General features: G+C 31.2%; 16 protein-coding genes. All 16 read left to right on the top strand.

All coding sequences use genetic code 11. From position 1 onward, the window contains the following. The first annotated feature begins 13 nt into the window (after window positions 1-13). Entirely contained in the window at window positions 14-391 is a 378-nt protein-coding gene (gene rbfA, locus BLV68_RS07695) for a 30S ribosome-binding factor RbfA (protein WP_093752515.1), read from the top strand. After that, entirely contained in the window at window positions 384-1358 is a 975-nt protein-coding gene (locus BLV68_RS07690) for a DHH family phosphoesterase (RefSeq protein ID WP_093752513.1), read from the top strand. The genes rbfA and BLV68_RS07690 overlap by 8 nt, the downstream gene beginning before the upstream one ends. 4 nt (window positions 1359-1362) lie before the next feature. Further along, window positions 1363-2256 carry a tRNA pseudouridine(55) synthase TruB gene (gene truB, locus BLV68_RS07685; RefSeq protein WP_093752789.1) on the top strand — a complete coding sequence of 298 codons (894 nt, stop codon included), beginning with the start codon at window positions 1363-1365 and terminating at the stop codon, window positions 2254-2256. A gap of 10 nt (window positions 2257-2266) precedes the next feature. Continuing rightward, complete coding sequence (locus tag BLV68_RS07680) at window positions 2267-3190, top strand: bifunctional riboflavin kinase/FAD synthetase (protein ID WP_093752511.1); 924 nt, start codon at window positions 2267-2269, stop codon at window positions 3188-3190. Window positions 3191-3318: 128 nt separating this feature from the next. Then, entirely contained in the window at window positions 3319-3588 is a 270-nt protein-coding gene (gene rpsO, locus BLV68_RS07675; protein ID WP_200773699.1) for a 30S ribosomal protein S15, read from the top strand. 135 nt (window positions 3589-3723) lie between these two features. Continuing rightward, window positions 3724-5814: a polyribonucleotide nucleotidyltransferase gene (locus BLV68_RS07670; protein ID WP_093752509.1), complete on the top strand. Its 2091-nt coding sequence runs from the start codon at window positions 3724-3726 to the stop codon at window positions 5812-5814. 146 nt (window positions 5815-5960) lie between these two features. Continuing rightward, on the top strand, window positions 5961-6668 hold the full coding sequence (locus BLV68_RS07665) for a polysaccharide deacetylase family protein (RefSeq protein WP_093752508.1): 708 nt from the start codon (window positions 5961-5963) through the stop codon (window positions 6666-6668). Between the two features lie 24 nt (window positions 6669-6692). Continuing rightward, window positions 6693-7964, top strand: a complete 1272-nt coding sequence (locus tag BLV68_RS07660; RefSeq protein ID WP_093752506.1) for a M16 family metallopeptidase — start codon at window positions 6693-6695, stop codon at window positions 7962-7964. 9 nt (window positions 7965-7973) lie between these two features. Further along, on the top strand, window positions 7974-8405 hold the full coding sequence (dut, locus tag BLV68_RS07655) for a dUTP diphosphatase (protein WP_093752504.1): 432 nt from the start codon (window positions 7974-7976) through the stop codon (window positions 8403-8405). A 116-nt stretch (window positions 8406-8521) separates the two neighbouring features. Next, window positions 8522-8752 (top strand): YlmC/YmxH family sporulation protein, encoded by a 231-nt coding sequence (locus tag BLV68_RS07650; protein WP_234949863.1) that lies wholly within the window; start codon window positions 8522-8524, stop codon window positions 8750-8752. Between the two features lie 75 nt (window positions 8753-8827). Next, window positions 8828-9508: a ClpP family protease gene (locus BLV68_RS07645; RefSeq protein ID WP_093752500.1), complete on the top strand. Its 681-nt coding sequence runs from the start codon at window positions 8828-8830 to the stop codon at window positions 9506-9508. 239 nt (window positions 9509-9747) lie between these two features. Next, entirely contained in the window at window positions 9748-11859 is a 2112-nt protein-coding gene (locus tag BLV68_RS07640) for an FtsK/SpoIIIE family DNA translocase (RefSeq protein WP_399264114.1), read from the top strand. 3 nt (window positions 11860-11862) lie between these two features. After that, a complete protein-coding gene (gene rimO / locus BLV68_RS07635; protein ID WP_093752496.1) occupies window positions 11863-13191 on the top strand; it encodes a 30S ribosomal protein S12 methylthiotransferase RimO in 1329 nt (442 codons plus the stop codon). Beyond that, a complete protein-coding gene (pgsA, locus tag BLV68_RS07630; RefSeq protein WP_093752494.1) occupies window positions 13188-13733 on the top strand; it encodes a CDP-diacylglycerol--glycerol-3-phosphate 3-phosphatidyltransferase in 546 nt (181 codons plus the stop codon). The genes rimO and pgsA overlap by 4 nt, the downstream gene beginning before the upstream one ends. A gap of 14 nt (window positions 13734-13747) precedes the next feature. Next, complete coding sequence (locus BLV68_RS07625) at window positions 13748-14965, top strand: competence/damage-inducible protein A (protein WP_093752492.1); 1218 nt, start codon at window positions 13748-13750, stop codon at window positions 14963-14965. A gap of 110 nt (window positions 14966-15075) precedes the next feature. Continuing rightward, window positions 15076-16110: a recombinase RecA gene (gene recA / locus BLV68_RS07620; RefSeq protein ID WP_093752490.1), complete on the top strand. Its 1035-nt coding sequence runs from the start codon at window positions 15076-15078 to the stop codon at window positions 16108-16110. Window positions 16111-16115 lie beyond the last annotated feature (5 nt).

Raw genomic sequence — 16115 nt, 5'->3', positions numbered from 1 at the left:
GAGGTGTGATCTCATGAATCCTAAAAGATTGAATAGAATTTCAGAAGAAATTAAAAAGGTTGTTTCAGAGCTAATATCTAGAGAAATAAAGGACCCAAGAGTTAATCCTATGACTAGTATAGTCGATGTAAAGGTGACTAACGATTTGAGTTATGCAAATATTTATGTCAGTGTTCTTGGTGATAAAGAAGCTAAAAATGATACTATAACAGGGCTTAATAATGCAAAAGGTTTCATCAGAAAAGAGATGGGAAGAAGGATAGATTTAAGACATGTTCCAGAAATCAACTTTCATCTAGATGAATCGATAGAACAAGGCCTTTATATTTCAAAATTAATTGATGAGGTAAGTAAGGAAAATAGAATTAGAAGAGGAGATGAGAATGAGTAATCTCATAAATCAAAATATGATGGAAGCCATAGATTGGATAAATAAATCCGATAATATCTATCTAGTATCACATGTACAACCTGATGGTGACAATATTGGGTCATTGTTAGCTCTGGGTTTGGCTATTAAGAGATTAAAAGGAAATGTAAGTATTATTAAAGTAGATGATATACCCTCTGATTTCATGTTTCTGCCTAATATAGATATGATTAAAGAGCAGGATATCAATAAACCTATAGATTTATTGATATCCTTGGATTGCAGTGATTTGGGTCGACTAGGTATAGGAAAGGAATTTGCTTTGAAAGCTAATATAGTAATTAACATCGATCATCATATATCGAATGACAATTTTGGGCACATAAATATCGTATCACCTTCTTCTGCTGCTACAGCTGAGATAGTTTATGATTTTATTAATAAAATGGGAGTCTTGATTGATAAAGACATTGCGACTTGTTTGTATACTGGCATTAGCACAGATACAGGTAGTTTCACATACAGCAATACTAGCTATAAAACTCATCTTATAGCTGCAGAGCTACTAAAAACTGGCATTGATGCTGACTATATTAATATAAATCTCTATCAAAACAGGAGTATGATTAGAACGAAATTATTCATTGACTCCCTAAACTCCTTGGAAACCTACTTAGATGATAAGGTAGGGCTAGTTATGATAACCCAAGATATGCTAAAACAGAATAATGCTAAGATGGAAGATACTGAAGGGATAATATCCTTCATAAAGGGTATTGATTCCGTTGAAGTAGCTTGTCTTTTAAAAGAAATGGATCAAAGGGAAATTAAGGTTAGTTTAAGGAGTAAAAGGTATATTGATGTTTCAAGGATATGTAGTAAATTTAATGGTGGTGGCCATGTTAGAGCTGCTGGTTGTACTATCTATGAAGAAATATTAGATGCTAAGAAGTTAATATTAAATGAAATCATATCAAATTTCAGGTGATTTTATGAATGGAGTAGTAAATATATTCAAACCTAGAGGCATTACTTCCCATGATGTAGTTAAAAAGATGAGAAAGGTTTTAGGAATAAAGAAAATTGGTCATACTGGAACCTTAGACCCCAATGCTTCTGGGGTACTTCCCTTGTGTATTGGTAAGGGAACGCGAATTAGCGAATATCTATTAGATTTAGACAAGGACTATATTGGGGAATTGACTCTTGGAATGGCTACCGACACTCAAGACATGGAGGGAAAAGTAATAAGTTACTCCAACAAAGAGGTCAATGAATCTGACATATACTCTGCATTTAACAGATTTATAGGGGAGATATATCAAGTTCCCCCCATGTATTCTGCCATAAAACATGAAGGAAAAAAATTATATGAATTGGCAAGAGAAGGTAAAGAAGTAGAGCGTCCTTCTAGAAAAGTAAAGATATATGATTTAAAAATACATCAAATAATAGGTAATAAAAAAGTAATATTCTATGTTAGATGTTCAAGGGGCACCTATATAAGGACTTTATGCAATGATATAGGTGAAATTTTGGGTACATATGGCTATATGTCTTACTTAATAAGAGTTAGAGTGGGTAATTTTGATATTAAGGATAGCTATAGCATTGAATATATAGAGAATTTAAGTAAAGGAGATTTAAAGGAGATCATTTGTCCATTAGATAAGAGTTTAATACACTTGGATTCTATTGATATGGAAAATAAATTTTATGGCAACTTAGTAAATGGCAATATTATTCCCTTAGGTTGGGAAATGGAAAGGCCTTATCAATTAAATAAACCTATGAGAGTATATTGTAAAGGCAAATTTATAGGAATAGGAAGGATATTTAAAATAGATAATAAAGTAAATTTAAAAATGGATAAAGTGCTTATATAAGGTGGTAGCTATGGAAATTATAGATTTAAATGGATATGTGGAAAGAAGATTTGGAACAGCTGTTGCTTTAGGGAATTTTGATGGTGTACATGTTGGTCACGAATTTTTGCTAAAAGATAACATAAAAAAAGCAAAAGAAATTAATTTAAAATCGTCTGTGTTATTATTTAAAAATCATACTAAAACAACTCTTAATAATAAAGATAAATTAAAGTTAGAAATTATCACTCCATATTACAAAAAAATACATTTATTAAAAAAACTAGGTATCGATTTAATATATAGTATTTACTTTGATGAAAGTATAATGAAATTATCACCGGAAGAATTTGTTGAGAAGTTTTTAGTTAAAAAGTTAAATTCAAAACTTATTACTGTAGGATTCGATTATAGATTTGGATATAAAGCCAAAGGCGATAGTGAATATTTAAAAAAATTAGGTAAGGATATGGGGTTTATAGTTAATATAATAGAACCAATTTACATTGAAGGAGAACCAGTTAGCAGTACTAAGATTCGTAACCTATTAAAATCTGGTTTGATTAGTAAGGCTAACCATTATCTTGGAAAAAACTATTCTATTATTGGGAAAGTGGTAAAAGGTGATAAAAGAGGAACTGGTATGGGTTTTCCTACTGCTAATTTAAAGTTAGATGATAATTATGTAATACCTAAGATTGGTGTATATGAAACTATGACTATTATAGACAACGAGAAATACAGGAGCTTAACCAATATTGGATATAATCCAACATTTGATGGAAACGAATTGAAAATTGAAAATCATATATTAGATTTTGAAGGAAATCTATATGATAAATATATTGAAGTAAGTTTCATTGATTATATAAGAGATGATGTAAAATTTGATACTGTTGAAGAATTAATTAATCAGATTAAAATGGATATTGAATATGTGATGAAAAAACAATAGTGTTTACATTTAGCAAAATATGTGATAATATTGATTTGATAGTAGTAATACCATTTGCAAAGTTCATCGTACCTCGGCGGTTTACTTAGCTTATGGTGCAATATAATTAAGAGGGAGGTAAAATAGAAATGACAATGACAAAAGAACAAAAACAACAAATAATTGAAGAATATCGACTACATGAAGGCGATACTGGTTCACCAGAAGTTCAAATTGCAATTTTAACACATAGAATCAACGCTTTAACAGAACATCTTAAAGTGCATAAAAAGGACCATCATTCGAGGAGAGGCCTATTTAAGATGATTGGTCAAAGAAGAGGTCTATTGAAATATCTAGAGAACAAAGATATAGAAAGATATCGAGCACTAATTGAAAAATTAGGTATTAGAGGATAATAGGAGCGGGGACTTTCCCGCTCTATTGTTTACCCTTTATCGAATTTAAAAATAATAATCATAGCAACAATTGGTGTTTAAAATCAATAAAGGGTTATACTATAATAATGAAAAAATATTAAAAGGAGGTAGAGCATGGAAAGACAGTTTAGATACACCTTAGCTGGAAGAGATCTAGTTATAACTATAGGAAAAGTAGCTGAACAGGCCAATGGTGCATGTTTGGTCCAATATGGAGATACAGTCGTACTAGTAACTGCTACAGCATCTAAAGAGCCAAGAGAAGGTATAGACTTTTTCCCATTAAGTGTAGATTATGAAGAGAGATTGTACTCAGTAGGAAAGATACCCGGGGGATTCATAAAAAGGGAGGGTAAGCCGAGTGATAAAGCAATACTTACTTCGAGGTTAATCGATAGACCTATAAGACCCCTTTTTCCAGAAGGTTATAGAAATGATGTACAAGTTATTGCAACAGTATTATCAGTTGATCAAGATTGTACACCAGACATAGTTGGAATGCTAGGTTCTTCCATTGCATTGACTATATCAGATATTCCCTTTAATGGCCCTACTGGCTCTGTATTAATAGGATTGGTAGATGGAAAGTTTATAATTAATCCAACGGCTGAGGAAAGAGATAATTCAATGCTTAACTTGGTGGTTTCAGGAACCAAAGATGCAATCATGATGGTGGAAGCTGGAGCAAATGAAGTAGAAGAAAATGTTATGTTAGAAGCTATTTTATTTGCTCATGAAGAAATTAAAAAATTATGTATATTCATTGAAGAAATACAAAAGGAAGTAGGCAAAGAAAAACAAGATTTTGTAATATTTAAACCAGATCCCCAGATAGAGGTAAAAGTAAAACAATTTGCAACAGAAAAGCTTATAGATGCCATTCAAACTGAAGACAAATTGGAAAGAGAAGATGCAATTGAAAAGGTATATGAGGAGACATTGGAGTATTTTGCTGAAGAATATCCTGAAAGTGAAAAGGACATTATAGAGGTATTAGATGTGATGTTAAAAGAAGAGGTTAGGAGACTAATTTTAGAGGAAGGCATTAGACCTGATAATAGGAAAGTAGATGAAATACGTCCGATTAGCTGTGAAGTAAGTATACTTCCAAGAACCCACGGGTCAGGTCTATTTAAAAGAGGGCAAACTCAGGTATTAACTGTAGCAACATTGGGAGCTTCAAGTGATGTTCAAATAATTGATGGATTAAGTGAAGAAGAGTCAAAAAGATATATGCATCACTATAATTTCCCTCCCTATTCGGTTGGTGAAACTAGAGTACTAAGAGGCCCGGGAAGGAGGGAGATAGGTCATGGTGCATTGGCTGAAAAGGCTCTTGAACCTGTAATACCAGATGTAGAGGAATTCCCTTACACCATTAGATTGGTGTCTGAAGTATTGAGTTCGAATGGTTCTACTTCTCAAGCTAGCGTCTGTGGCAGCACTTTGGCACTATTAGATGCGGGAGTACCTATAAAGGCTCCAGTTGCAGGAATTGCAATGGGATTAATCAAATCAGAAGATAGAGTAGTGATTTTATCCGATATTCAAGGCATGGAAGACCATTTAGGAGATATGGATTTTAAAGTAGCTGGAACAGAAAAAGGAATTACTGCCATACAGATGGACATAAAAATACCTGGCATTGACAGAACTATATTGGCGGAAGCATTGAGAAGGGCTAGAGAAGGTAGATTGTATATTCTAGAAAAGATGAAGGAAGTTATTTCAGAACCTAGAAAAGAACTTTCTCCTTATGCTCCAAGGATAATTACAATGCAAATTGATCCAGAAAAGATAAGGGATATTATAGGGCCTGGTGGAAAAGTAATAAATAAGATAATTGATGAAACTGGAGTAAAAATCGACATTGAAGATGATGGCTTGGTTCAAATAGCCTCTGACAATATGGATAACGGAGAAAGAGCTAGAGAACTAATTAACAATATCGTAAAAGACGTAAAGGTTGGAGAAGTTTATATGGGAAAAGTAATCAAAATAGTTCCCTTTGGTGCTTTTGTAGAAATTGCTAATGGGAAAGAAGGATTGCTTCACATATCTAATATTGCAAATGAGAGGATAAATAAAGTTGAAGATGTATTATCTACTGGAGATGAAGTTTTGGTAAAGGTAGTAGAAATAGATAGTCAAGGTAGAATAAACCTATCAAGGAAGGCTGCACTTCCTAAGGTAGAGAAGGGATAAAATTTAAATATGATATCAAAACGCATGAACCCAGATATGGTTCATGTTTTTAATTTATAAATAATTTAATATTATCTATATTATTAAAATAAAAAGATATCCCTCTGAATATAAATATTGGTAGAAAGAAATTAGGAGGGATGTAATTGAAGGTTTTAATAATAAACAAAAAGATGCTTTCTACATTTATTATCATTTTTTTAATAATTATAGTTGTAGGTATTTATTTTTCTTTTTATAATAGAGCTGATGAAACTTTTAAAATTGATATCTATTATAAAGGAAATGTAGATGATAAGATTGTGTCCTTTGCTTGCAATGTGGATTGGGGAAATGAGTATATAGAGCCTATGCTAAAAATTTTTGCACAGAATAACATTGAAATAACATTTTTTGTAACTGGTACTTGGGCGAAAAAAAATCCTGAGTTATTAAAGACAATTTATAATAAAGGTCATGAAATTGGAAACCATGGGTATAGACATATTGACTATGATAAATTGAGCTATGAAGGCAATAGAGAAGAAATATTAAAAGCACATAATATTATATACAATATATTAGGTGTAGAACCAAAATACTTTGCCCCTCCTTCTGGAGCATATAATGATAACACTATTAAAGCTGCTAAGGATTTAAACTATGATATAATTATGTGGAGTATTGATACTATAGATTGGAGAGACGATAGTACAAAAGAAAAAATTATTAATAGAGTAATTAGTAAAATACATGATTCTGCCATTATACTCATGCATCCTACAAAAGAAACAGTGTATTCTTTACCTGAAATAATAGAGTATTTAAATAATAAAGGATATAAAATTGGGAAAATAAGCGATGTAATAAAATAATTACTAATGATTAGGAGGACAGCTATGTATATATTGGACAGATTAGACAATGGAATACAGGTGGTTATGGAGAAAATTCCAAGCGCTAACTCCGTTTCCATTGGAGTCTTTGTAAATGTTGGAGTTGTAAAAGAAGATAAGAAGATTAATGGAGCATCACACTTTATTGAACATATGTTGTTTAAAGGAACTAAAAATAGGACAGCAGTAGAAATTGCTCAAACTATTGACAATATAGGTGGACAGATAAATGCTTATACCAGTACTGAATATACTTGTTATTATGTAAAGGTATTAGATAAGCACATTTCTATTGCAATCGAATTACTATCTGATATGATTATTAATTCTCTATTTAATGAGGAGGAAATAAGAAAGGAAAAGAGAGTAATTAATGAGGAAATAAAAATGTATTTAGATTCTCCAGAAGATCTAGTTTATGACCTATTAAGTGAAATAATGTTTGAAGGGACTCCATTATCGCTGCCTATATTGGGAACTTATGATACAGTTAATAGTTTAAACAGGGAATCTTTATTGGAGTTTTATAATAAAAACTATATCTCGGAGAACATGGTTATTTCAATAGCTGGAAATTTTGATTATAAAAGTGCTTTAGATATATTAAATAACTATTTTAATAATATATTGAATAAAGGCGTAAATAGACTTATTAGTATAAATCCAGTATTTAAGCAAAAAATTGGATTTTATCATAAAAATATTGAACAATTAAATTTTTGTCTAGGAATGGAAGGAGTAAAAAGAGATTCTGATGACCTTTATCCTTTATGGATTTTGAATAATATATTTGGTGGAAGTATGAGTTCTAAATTGTTTCAAAAGATTAGGGAGGAAAAGGGATTAGCATATTCCATATATTCTAATATGGCTTCTTTTAAAGATACAGGCATTTTCACTATATATGCTGGCTTAGGAGTAGAACAATTAGTAGAAGTTGCTAAACTAATTAATGAAACCATAGAGGATATAAGAAAAAATTTAATTACTAAAGATGAGGTGGAAAAATCTAAAGAACAATTAAAGGGAAACTATATTTTGGGTATGGAAGGGACATTTAGTCGAATGTTAGATATAGGTAAGTCAAAGTTATTATTAGGTAGGATTGTAACTTTAGAGGAAGTCTTAGAAAAAATAGACGTGGTAACTATAGAGGATATTGAAAGGATAGTTCAAAGGATATTTAATAAGGACAAGTATAATATTGCTTATGTTGGAAGCATAGGTAACCAGGATAAAATTGAAACCCAACTAAAGGAAATATTTTTTAACTGAGGTGATGATATGAAAATTAAAGTAGTAAATAAAAGTAATTTTCCACTTCCAAGCTATAAAACCAAGGGATCAGCAGGCATGGATCTGTATGCTAATTTAGATGAATCCATTACAATTAAACCTATGGAGAGAGTGTTAGTTCCTACTGGACTATATATTTCTATACCTAATGGATATGAAGCCCAGATAAGGGCCAGAAGTGGACTAGCTTTAAAACATGGAATTACTTTAGCAAATGGTATTGGTACAATTGATAGTGATTATAGAGGTGAAATAGGAGTTATTTTATTGAATTTAAGTAAAGAAGATTATACTATAAACAGAGGAGATAGAATTGCTCAATTGGTTATTGTAAAATACGAGAGAGTAGAATTTGAAGAGGTTTTATCTTTAGATTCAACAGAGAGAGGAGAAGGTGGATTTGGTCACACGGGATATTAATTTCCCGATACTCAAATATCATATTTAATGTTATCATAATTGATAATACATATAAATAAATCAACTGCATATCTATATATTGAATAATATATAAGGAGTTGATGAATGTGACAATCATGCTTAGCCAACTAGGCGGAAAGGAGATTATAAATTTAAATAACGGGCAACGCTTAGGTATAATTGCAGATACAGACATAATAGTGGATAAAAAAACTGGGAAAATATTGACTTTAGTAGTGCCTGAAAGAAAATTTCATATCAAATTGCTTGGTGACAATTCAGTAATTGAAATTCCATGGCATACAATTAGGAAAATTGGTAATGATATGATAATAGTAGAAATATAAAATGTTTTAGCATATTATACTTTGAACTGTAAAAACTATTAATAGTAAATAACATAGTTTAATGGAGGTAATAAAGTGAGTAAGGATACAGGACAAGAAAATAAGGGTATAATAGATAACGTAAATGAATTTGGTATTCCTAACACTTCAACTTTTCAAAATAATATTCAATTTATCTCCATAATTGGGGAAATAGAAGGTCATAATATATCTTCTTCTGAGAAAAAAACTACTAAATATGAACACATAATACCTATGCTTATTGCTGCAACTCAAGATTCTAAGATAGAAGGGATTTTTGTAATTCTAAATACCATTGGTGGAGATGTTGAAGCAGGATTGGCTTTAGCAGAAATGATTAATTCCATTAATAAGCCAAAGGTGTCTTTGGTACTAGGAGGAGGGCATAGTATTGGAGTACCATTGGCTACAGCCACTGACTATTCCTTTATTGTTCCCTCTGCAGCTATGACTATTCACCCAATTCGAACTACTGGTTTAGTAATAGGAGTACCACAGACATTTAGGTATTTTGAGAAAATGCAAAAAAGGATTGTTAATTTTATATTAAGGACATCTAATATTAATAAGGATGTACTGAGAGATTTAATGTATTCCACCGATGAAATAGCAAATGATGTAGGTACAATCTTAATAGGTAAAGAAGCTGTGGAAGTAGGCTTAATAAACGAAGTAGGAGGCTTCAATGAAGCGTTAGATAAGCTATATGCCTTTATAAGAGAGAAAAAGTCATAGTATAACAACTCTATTTATGCTATAATATCATGAGAATATAAATCTAAAGGGGGATTAGACTCTATTTCATTTGAATCGTATTGCACTATGCAATAATTTTCCGCTTTATGGTATAATAAAATTATAGGAAATTATCTTAGCAAATTAATTTCCTAAAATAAGACAAGCTAATCATGTTTATAGATCAGGTGGTGGTCTTATTGAGTAAGAAGAATATTAAGAGTAAAAAGAAAAAGAATATGGAAATCGCTAGAGAGGTAATAGGTATTATAATTATATCCTTTGGTCTACTTACATCTATAAGTTTAATTAGCAATAAAACAGGTATTATTGGTGCTTTTTTGCGAAATATATTTTTTACTTTAATGGGATTTGGAGGTTATATTTTTCCTTTGATAATAATAGCTGTAGGGTTATTATTTATTATAAATAAACTTAATATAGGCAGGGATGTAAAATCAGTTTATCTGCTAGTTTTATTTTTTTGCTTTTTAACTATAGTAGATATTAATGCTGAAACGGGTATTATTTTTTCTGATAAAGTTGCTAGTTCCCTTGAAATGGGTAAAAAAGGTCTAGGTGGAGGAATCTTAGGTGCAATTTTGGGATTTGTTTTTTTAAAATTATTTGGTTCAGTGGGATCTTATATAGTTATTACATTAATTGCATTAATATCTATACTGCTTTTTACTGAGATTCGAATTATGGATTTTATTAAAAGGATTGAATTTAAGAAGAGAAGGAAGAACAAACCTAAATCTAATACAAAAATGGAAGTTAGCAAACATAATAGCAAGAAATTGTATGCTGAAAATAATGAAATTATAATCCATGATTACACCAATAACGAAGAATCTGAATATGAAGAAAAAAACACAGTACATAAGGAGATGGAATTTAAAACAAATACTAATGTAATTACTAATTATACCTTGCCTTCTCTGGAATTATTGGAAACTATAGAAAATAAATCGGATTCATTTAGTAAAAGAGAAATATTAAATAATGCAAAAAAAATTGAAGAAACGTTAAATAATTTTGGCATTGAAGCAAGTGTTATTCAAATTAATAAAGGACCTTCTATAACATGCTATGAAGTTCAACCAGCTCCTGGCATTAAAGTGAGTAGAATAGTTAATTTAGCGGATGATCTAGCTTTAAGTTTAGCAACATCGGATATAAGAGTAGAAGCTCCAATACCGGGGAAATCTGCAGTAGGTATAGAAGTTCCTAATAGAGTAAAGGATAATGTAGGATTGAAGGAGTTATTGCAGTCTGAAGAATATATTTCTTTGGATAGCAATATACCTTTACTATTGGGAAAGGACATATCAGGTAAGCCAATAGTTTCTAGTATTGATAAAATGCCACATTTACTTATTGCAGGTGCTACTGGTTCTGGTAAAAGTGTTTGTATAAATACCATTATTATGAGCATATTATTTAGAGCCCATCCAGATGATGTTAAGTTATTGCTTATAGACCCAAAGGTAGTTGAATTAAGTGTTTATAATGGTATTCCTCATTTATTAATACCAGTAGTAACAGAACCGAAAAAAGCTGCTCTATCACTTAATTGGGCTGTTGAGGAAATGGAAAAAAGGTATAAATTATTTGCTAAAAACAATGTGAGGGATATTAAATCCTATAATGATAAATTTCAAAATGATAAGGAAAAAAAATTACCTAGTATTGTTATAATTATAGATGAACTGGCAGATTTGATGTTAGTAGCAGCACAGGAAATTGAAGATTTAATATGTAGGTTAGCGCAAATGGCAAGAGCTGCTGGTATGCATCTCATAGTTGCCACTCAAAGACCTTCTGTAGATGTTATTACCGGTACTATTAAGGCAAATATACCTTCTAGAATATCTTTTGCAGTGTCATCTCAAGTCGATTCAAGAACTATATTGGACATGAGTGGTGCTGAAAAACTATTAGGTAAGGGAGATATGCTCTTCTATCCTTCAGATTTACCGAAGCCTATTAGAGTTCAGGGGGCTTTTATAAGTGATAAAGAAGTTGAAAGGGTTGTAAATTTTTTAAAAGATCAAAATCTAACGGGATACGATAATGAGATAATAGAAACGATTGAAAATGATATTGAATTAGATGGTATATTGGGAAATTATGATGAATTATTACCAAATGCTGCTTATTTGGTTGTAGAGGAAGGCCAAGCTTCTATATCCTTATTACAACGGAGACTAAAAATTGGTTACGCCAGAGCTGCTAGAATTGTAGATGAAATGGAAAGCATGGGAATAGTGGGTAGTCATGAAGGAAGTAAACCAAGAAAAGTACTTGTATCTAAGGATGAAATCGATTCTTTATTTAAGGAGAGGTAATTGATGAATAGATTAAAATTTTTTATTATAACTTTAGGTTGCTCAAAAAATGAAGTAGATTCGGAATTAATGGCAGGCATTTTAAAAATGAGTAATTATATGGCTGCAAATTCATTAGAAGAAGCTGATGTAATAATAGTCAATACCTGTGGATTTATACAAGCTGCTAAAGAGGAATCCATTGAAACCATTTGGGAAATTACAAAATATAAAAGAAATGGGAAATGTAAATATATAATATTAGCAGGATGCTTAGCAGAAAGATATTCTCAGGAATTATTAGATGAGATAGAGGAAATTGATGGAATAATTGGTACCGGCAATATTAAAGATATGGATAAAATAATAAATAGATTAGAACGAGGGGAGAAAAAGATAGTATTTACAAAAAATATTAATGAGGCTTATATTGAAAGTATTGAAAGACAGAGCTTTAGGCCGACTGAATACGTTAAGATTTCTGAAGGTTGTAATAACTACTGTACTTATTGTATAATACCTAAACTCCGAGGTAAGCATAGAAGTAGGAAGATAGAAGATATAGTAAAGGAAGTTAAATATCTAGTGTATAGTGGGGTAAAAGAAATAATATTAATTGGACAAAATATCACTGACTATGGAATAGATTTATATGGGGAATATCGCTTATATGAGTTATTAGATAACTTAAATCAAATAGATGAATTGAAATGGATTAGACTACATTATCTTTATCCAGATAATATTACCGATAGACTGATCCAGTCAATAAAAAATAATGAAAAAGTACTTAAATATTTAGATATACCATTGCAGCATATAAATGATGAAATTCTAAAAAAGATGAATAGAAGAACTTCAAAAAAGGATATTGAAAATTTGATATATAAGTTAAGAACTGAAATATCAGATATTATACTGCGAACAACTTTTATAGTAGGTTTTCCAGGGGAAGATGAGAATAAATTTAGTGAACTTTACACATTTATCAAAAAGATAAAATTTGATCGATTAGGAGTTTTTACTTATTCTAGAGAAGAGGGAACGCCTGCATACGATTTTAAAAATCAAATAGATGAAAGTACAAAAGAACAGAGAAGAAGTGCTATTATGGAATTGCAGCAGAATATTTCATACTCACTAAATAAAGCTAAAATTGGGAAGATATTTGAAACTTTAATTGAAGAAGTAAATGGAGATGGAACTTATATTGGAAGAAGCTATATGGACAGCCCAGAAATAGATGGGGTCATATATATTAAATCAAATAAACGTTTAGAAGTAGGCGATTTTACCAATGTGTTGATTACTGATTGTTTGGAATATGATTTGATTGGGGAGAGAGTAGAATGAATTTAGCAAATAAGATTACCATGTTACGAGTGCTTATGATACCAATTTTTGTTGTAATTCTGTTTTCCGATTTTGAAAACAACCATTATATAGCAGGCTTGGTTTTTGCTATTGCATCAGGAACTGATTGTTTAGATGGTTATATTGCAAGACACAAAGGCCAGGTGACTACTTTTGGGAAATTTATAGACCCTTTAGCTGATAAAATATTAGTTTCAGCAGCTTTAATTTCTTTAGTTCAATTGGGAAAGGTGCCTGCTTGGGTAGTAATAGTAATTATTGCAAGAGAATTTACAATTACCGGTTTTCGCATTGTTGCAGCATCTGAAGGTATAACAATTGCTGCCAGCCCCTTAGGCAAAATCAAGACAATAACCCAATTAATAGCTATTATTAGCCTCTTAATCAGGAATTTTCCATTTAATTTGTTGAATTTTCCATTTGATTATATTATGCTATATATTTCATTGTTTTTCACTATATTATCAGGGGTAGACTATATTTACAAAAATAGACATGTACTATATACTAGCAATAAGTAATTGGGGTGTTATGCATGAAAGCAGAAATTATTTCAGTAGGAACTGAGATAATACTAGGCAATATATTGAATACCAATACTAATTATCTATCTAAAAAGCTGTGGGAAATTGGAATAGATGTTTTATACCATACTTCTATAAAGGACGATCCTAAACTATTAAAAGAAGTATTAAATATTGGATTAGAAAGATCAGATTTGCTAATATTTACTGGTGGTTTAGGACCTACATCTGATGATATGACCAAGGAAATAGTTTGCAAGACTTTAGGGATAGAGATGGAATTGAATAAAAGAGCTGAAGAGGATATAAAGGAATATTTCAATAGGTTAAATAAACCTATGACTTATACCAATATAAAACAAGCTTATTTGCCTAAGGGAGCTAAACATTTAATTAATGAAATAGGTACTGCTCCTGGTGTTTATATTGAATATGGTAGTAGAAGAATAGTTTTACTTCCTGGTCCTCCAAAGGAAATGGCCCTGATGTTTAATAAGTATGTAGTTCCTTTAATTAAACAGGACTATATTATTAAAGTAAAGACAATTAATACTATAGGCATAGGGGAATCTACTTTAGAAACTGTACTTGCGGATTTAATTGGTAATCAAAATCCAACGGTTGCAACATATGCTAAAGAAGGATTAGTAGACATTAAAATTGTTGCAAAAGGTCATAACACTGAAAGAGTTAATTTCTTGTTGGATGAAATGGTGGGAAAAATTAGCAGTAGAATATCTGAATTCATTTATAGCTATGAAGATGAAAAGATTGAAGAAGTGATTGTGAATAAGTTGAGAAGAAAAAAGATAAAAATAGCAATTTGTGAATCCTGTACAGGAGGTTTAATTACTTCAAAATTGACCAGAGTTCCTGGCGCTTCAGAAGTTCTTGAAAGAGGGATTGTAACCTATTCCAATATTTCTAAAATAGAGGAAGTAGGTGTTAAAAGAAGCACCTTAGAAAGATATGGTGCGGTAAGCAAGGAAGTTGCTTTAGAAATGGCTAGAGGGCTTTATGATAAAACAAATGTAGATATAGCGGTATCTACTACTGGCATAGCTGGACCTACTGGTGGGTCTGAATTGAAGCCAGTAGGACTTGTGTTTATGAGTATTGTTACTAAAGATAATTCATACGTAATAAAGTCTATATTTAATGGAGATAGGGAATCTATTCAAAATAGAGCTAGTATAAAAGTTTTTGATGAATTAAGGAAAATATTATAAATAGTTGTTATTCCCAATTGACTAAAATATAAAAATAATGTACAATAAACTAAGAACTAATGTTCTAATTTAGCGGAAAAGGTGGTGAGTCCAGTTTATCTGGGGAAGCTATGGTTAACAAAAATGAGAGAAATAAAGCTTTAGATGTAGCTATTAGCCAAATTGAAAAACAGTTTGGCAAAGGTTCTATAATGAGATTAGGCGACACTAAGACTGAAAGGATGGAAGTCATTCCAACGGGTTCATTGGAATTAGATATTGCATTAGGAATTGGAGGTTTACCAAGAGGTAGAATTATTGAAATATTTGGTCCGGAATCTTCAGGAAAAACTACAGTTGCATTGCATGTTGTTGCGGAAGCACAAAAAATGGGCGGGATAGCAGCTTTTATTGATGCAGAACATGCATTAGATCCAAGTTATGCAAAAAAATTAGGCGTAGATGTTGAAAATCTCATAGTATCTCAGCCTGATACAGGAGAACAAGCATTAGAAATTACAGAAGCTTTAGTAAGGAGCGGTGCTGTGGATATAATAGTTGTGGACTCAGTTGCTGCTTTAGTCCCAAAAGCGGAGATAGAGGGAGAAATGGGGGATAGTCACGTGGGGCTGCAAGCAAGATTAATGTCCCAAGCTTTGAGGAAATTGACTGGAGCTATCAATAAATCAAATGCCATTATAATATTTATAAATCAATTAAGGGAAAAAGTTGGGGTTATGTTTGGTAATCCTGAAACTACTACAGGAGGCAGAGCTCTTAAATTTTATTCTAGTATTCGATTAGACGTTAGAAGAGTAGATTCCATAAAGCAAGGTGAAGATGTTATTGGTAATAGAACAAGGGTAAAGGTTGTGAAAAATAAAGTAGCACCTCCTTTTAAACAAGCAGAATTTGACATAATGTATGGTTTAGGAATTTCAAAGGAAGGTAATATATTAGATACTGGTGTTACAGCAGAAGTGATAAGCAAATCTGGTTCTTGGTATAGCTATGGAGAACAGAAACTAGGTCAAGGTAGAGAGAATGCTAAAGAATTTTTAAGAGAGAATCCTAGTGTTGCTTTGGAAATTGAAAGAAAGATTAGAGAAAAATTTGGTTTAATAAATGAGGAAAAGAAAGATAGTGACAATGATAATAAAGAATAATAAAC

The sequence above is a fragment of the Tepidimicrobium xylanilyticum genome (genome assembly GCF_900106765.1).
GTDB classification, from domain to species: Bacteria; Bacillota; Clostridia; order Tissierellales; family Tepidimicrobiaceae; genus Tepidimicrobium; species Tepidimicrobium xylanilyticum.
The sequence above is the reverse complement of the archived record's forward strand: the minus strand, read 5'-3'. Positions and strand labels throughout refer to the sequence as shown.

Bases quoted from the DNA above. Each gene is read 5' to 3' on its own strand.
- rbfA (WP_093752515.1), top strand. From the start codon at position 14: ATGAATCCTAAAAGATTGAATAGAATTTCAGAAGAAATTAAAAAGGTT.
- BLV68_RS07690 (WP_093752513.1), top strand. From the start codon at position 384: ATGAGTAATCTCATAAATCAAAATATGATGGAAGCCATAGATTGGATA.
- truB (WP_093752789.1), top strand. From the start codon at position 1,363: ATGAATGGAGTAGTAAATATATTCAAACCTAGAGGCATTACTTCCCAT.
- BLV68_RS07680 (WP_093752511.1), top strand. From the start codon at position 2,267: ATGGAAATTATAGATTTAAATGGATATGTGGAAAGAAGATTTGGAACA.
- rpsO (WP_200773699.1), top strand. From the start codon at position 3,319: ATGACAATGACAAAAGAACAAAAACAACAAATAATTGAAGAATATCGA.
- BLV68_RS07670 (WP_093752509.1), top strand. From the start codon at position 3,724: ATGGAAAGACAGTTTAGATACACCTTAGCTGGAAGAGATCTAGTTATA.
- BLV68_RS07660 (WP_093752506.1), top strand. From the start codon at position 6,693: ATGTATATATTGGACAGATTAGACAATGGAATACAGGTGGTTATGGAG.
- dut (WP_093752504.1), top strand. From the start codon at position 7,974: ATGAAAATTAAAGTAGTAAATAAAAGTAATTTTCCACTTCCAAGCTAT.
- BLV68_RS07650 (WP_234949863.1), top strand. From the start codon at position 8,522: ATGCTTAGCCAACTAGGCGGAAAGGAGATTATAAATTTAAATAACGGG.
- BLV68_RS07640 (WP_399264114.1), top strand. From the start codon at position 9,748: ATGGAAATCGCTAGAGAGGTAATAGGTATTATAATTATATCCTTTGGT.
- rimO (WP_093752496.1), top strand. From the start codon at position 11,863: ATGAATAGATTAAAATTTTTTATTATAACTTTAGGTTGCTCAAAAAAT.
- pgsA (WP_093752494.1), top strand. From the start codon at position 13,188: ATGAATTTAGCAAATAAGATTACCATGTTACGAGTGCTTATGATACCA.
- BLV68_RS07625 (WP_093752492.1), top strand. From the start codon at position 13,748: ATGAAAGCAGAAATTATTTCAGTAGGAACTGAGATAATACTAGGCAAT.
- recA (WP_093752490.1), top strand. From the start codon at position 15,076: ATGGTTAACAAAAATGAGAGAAATAAAGCTTTAGATGTAGCTATTAGC.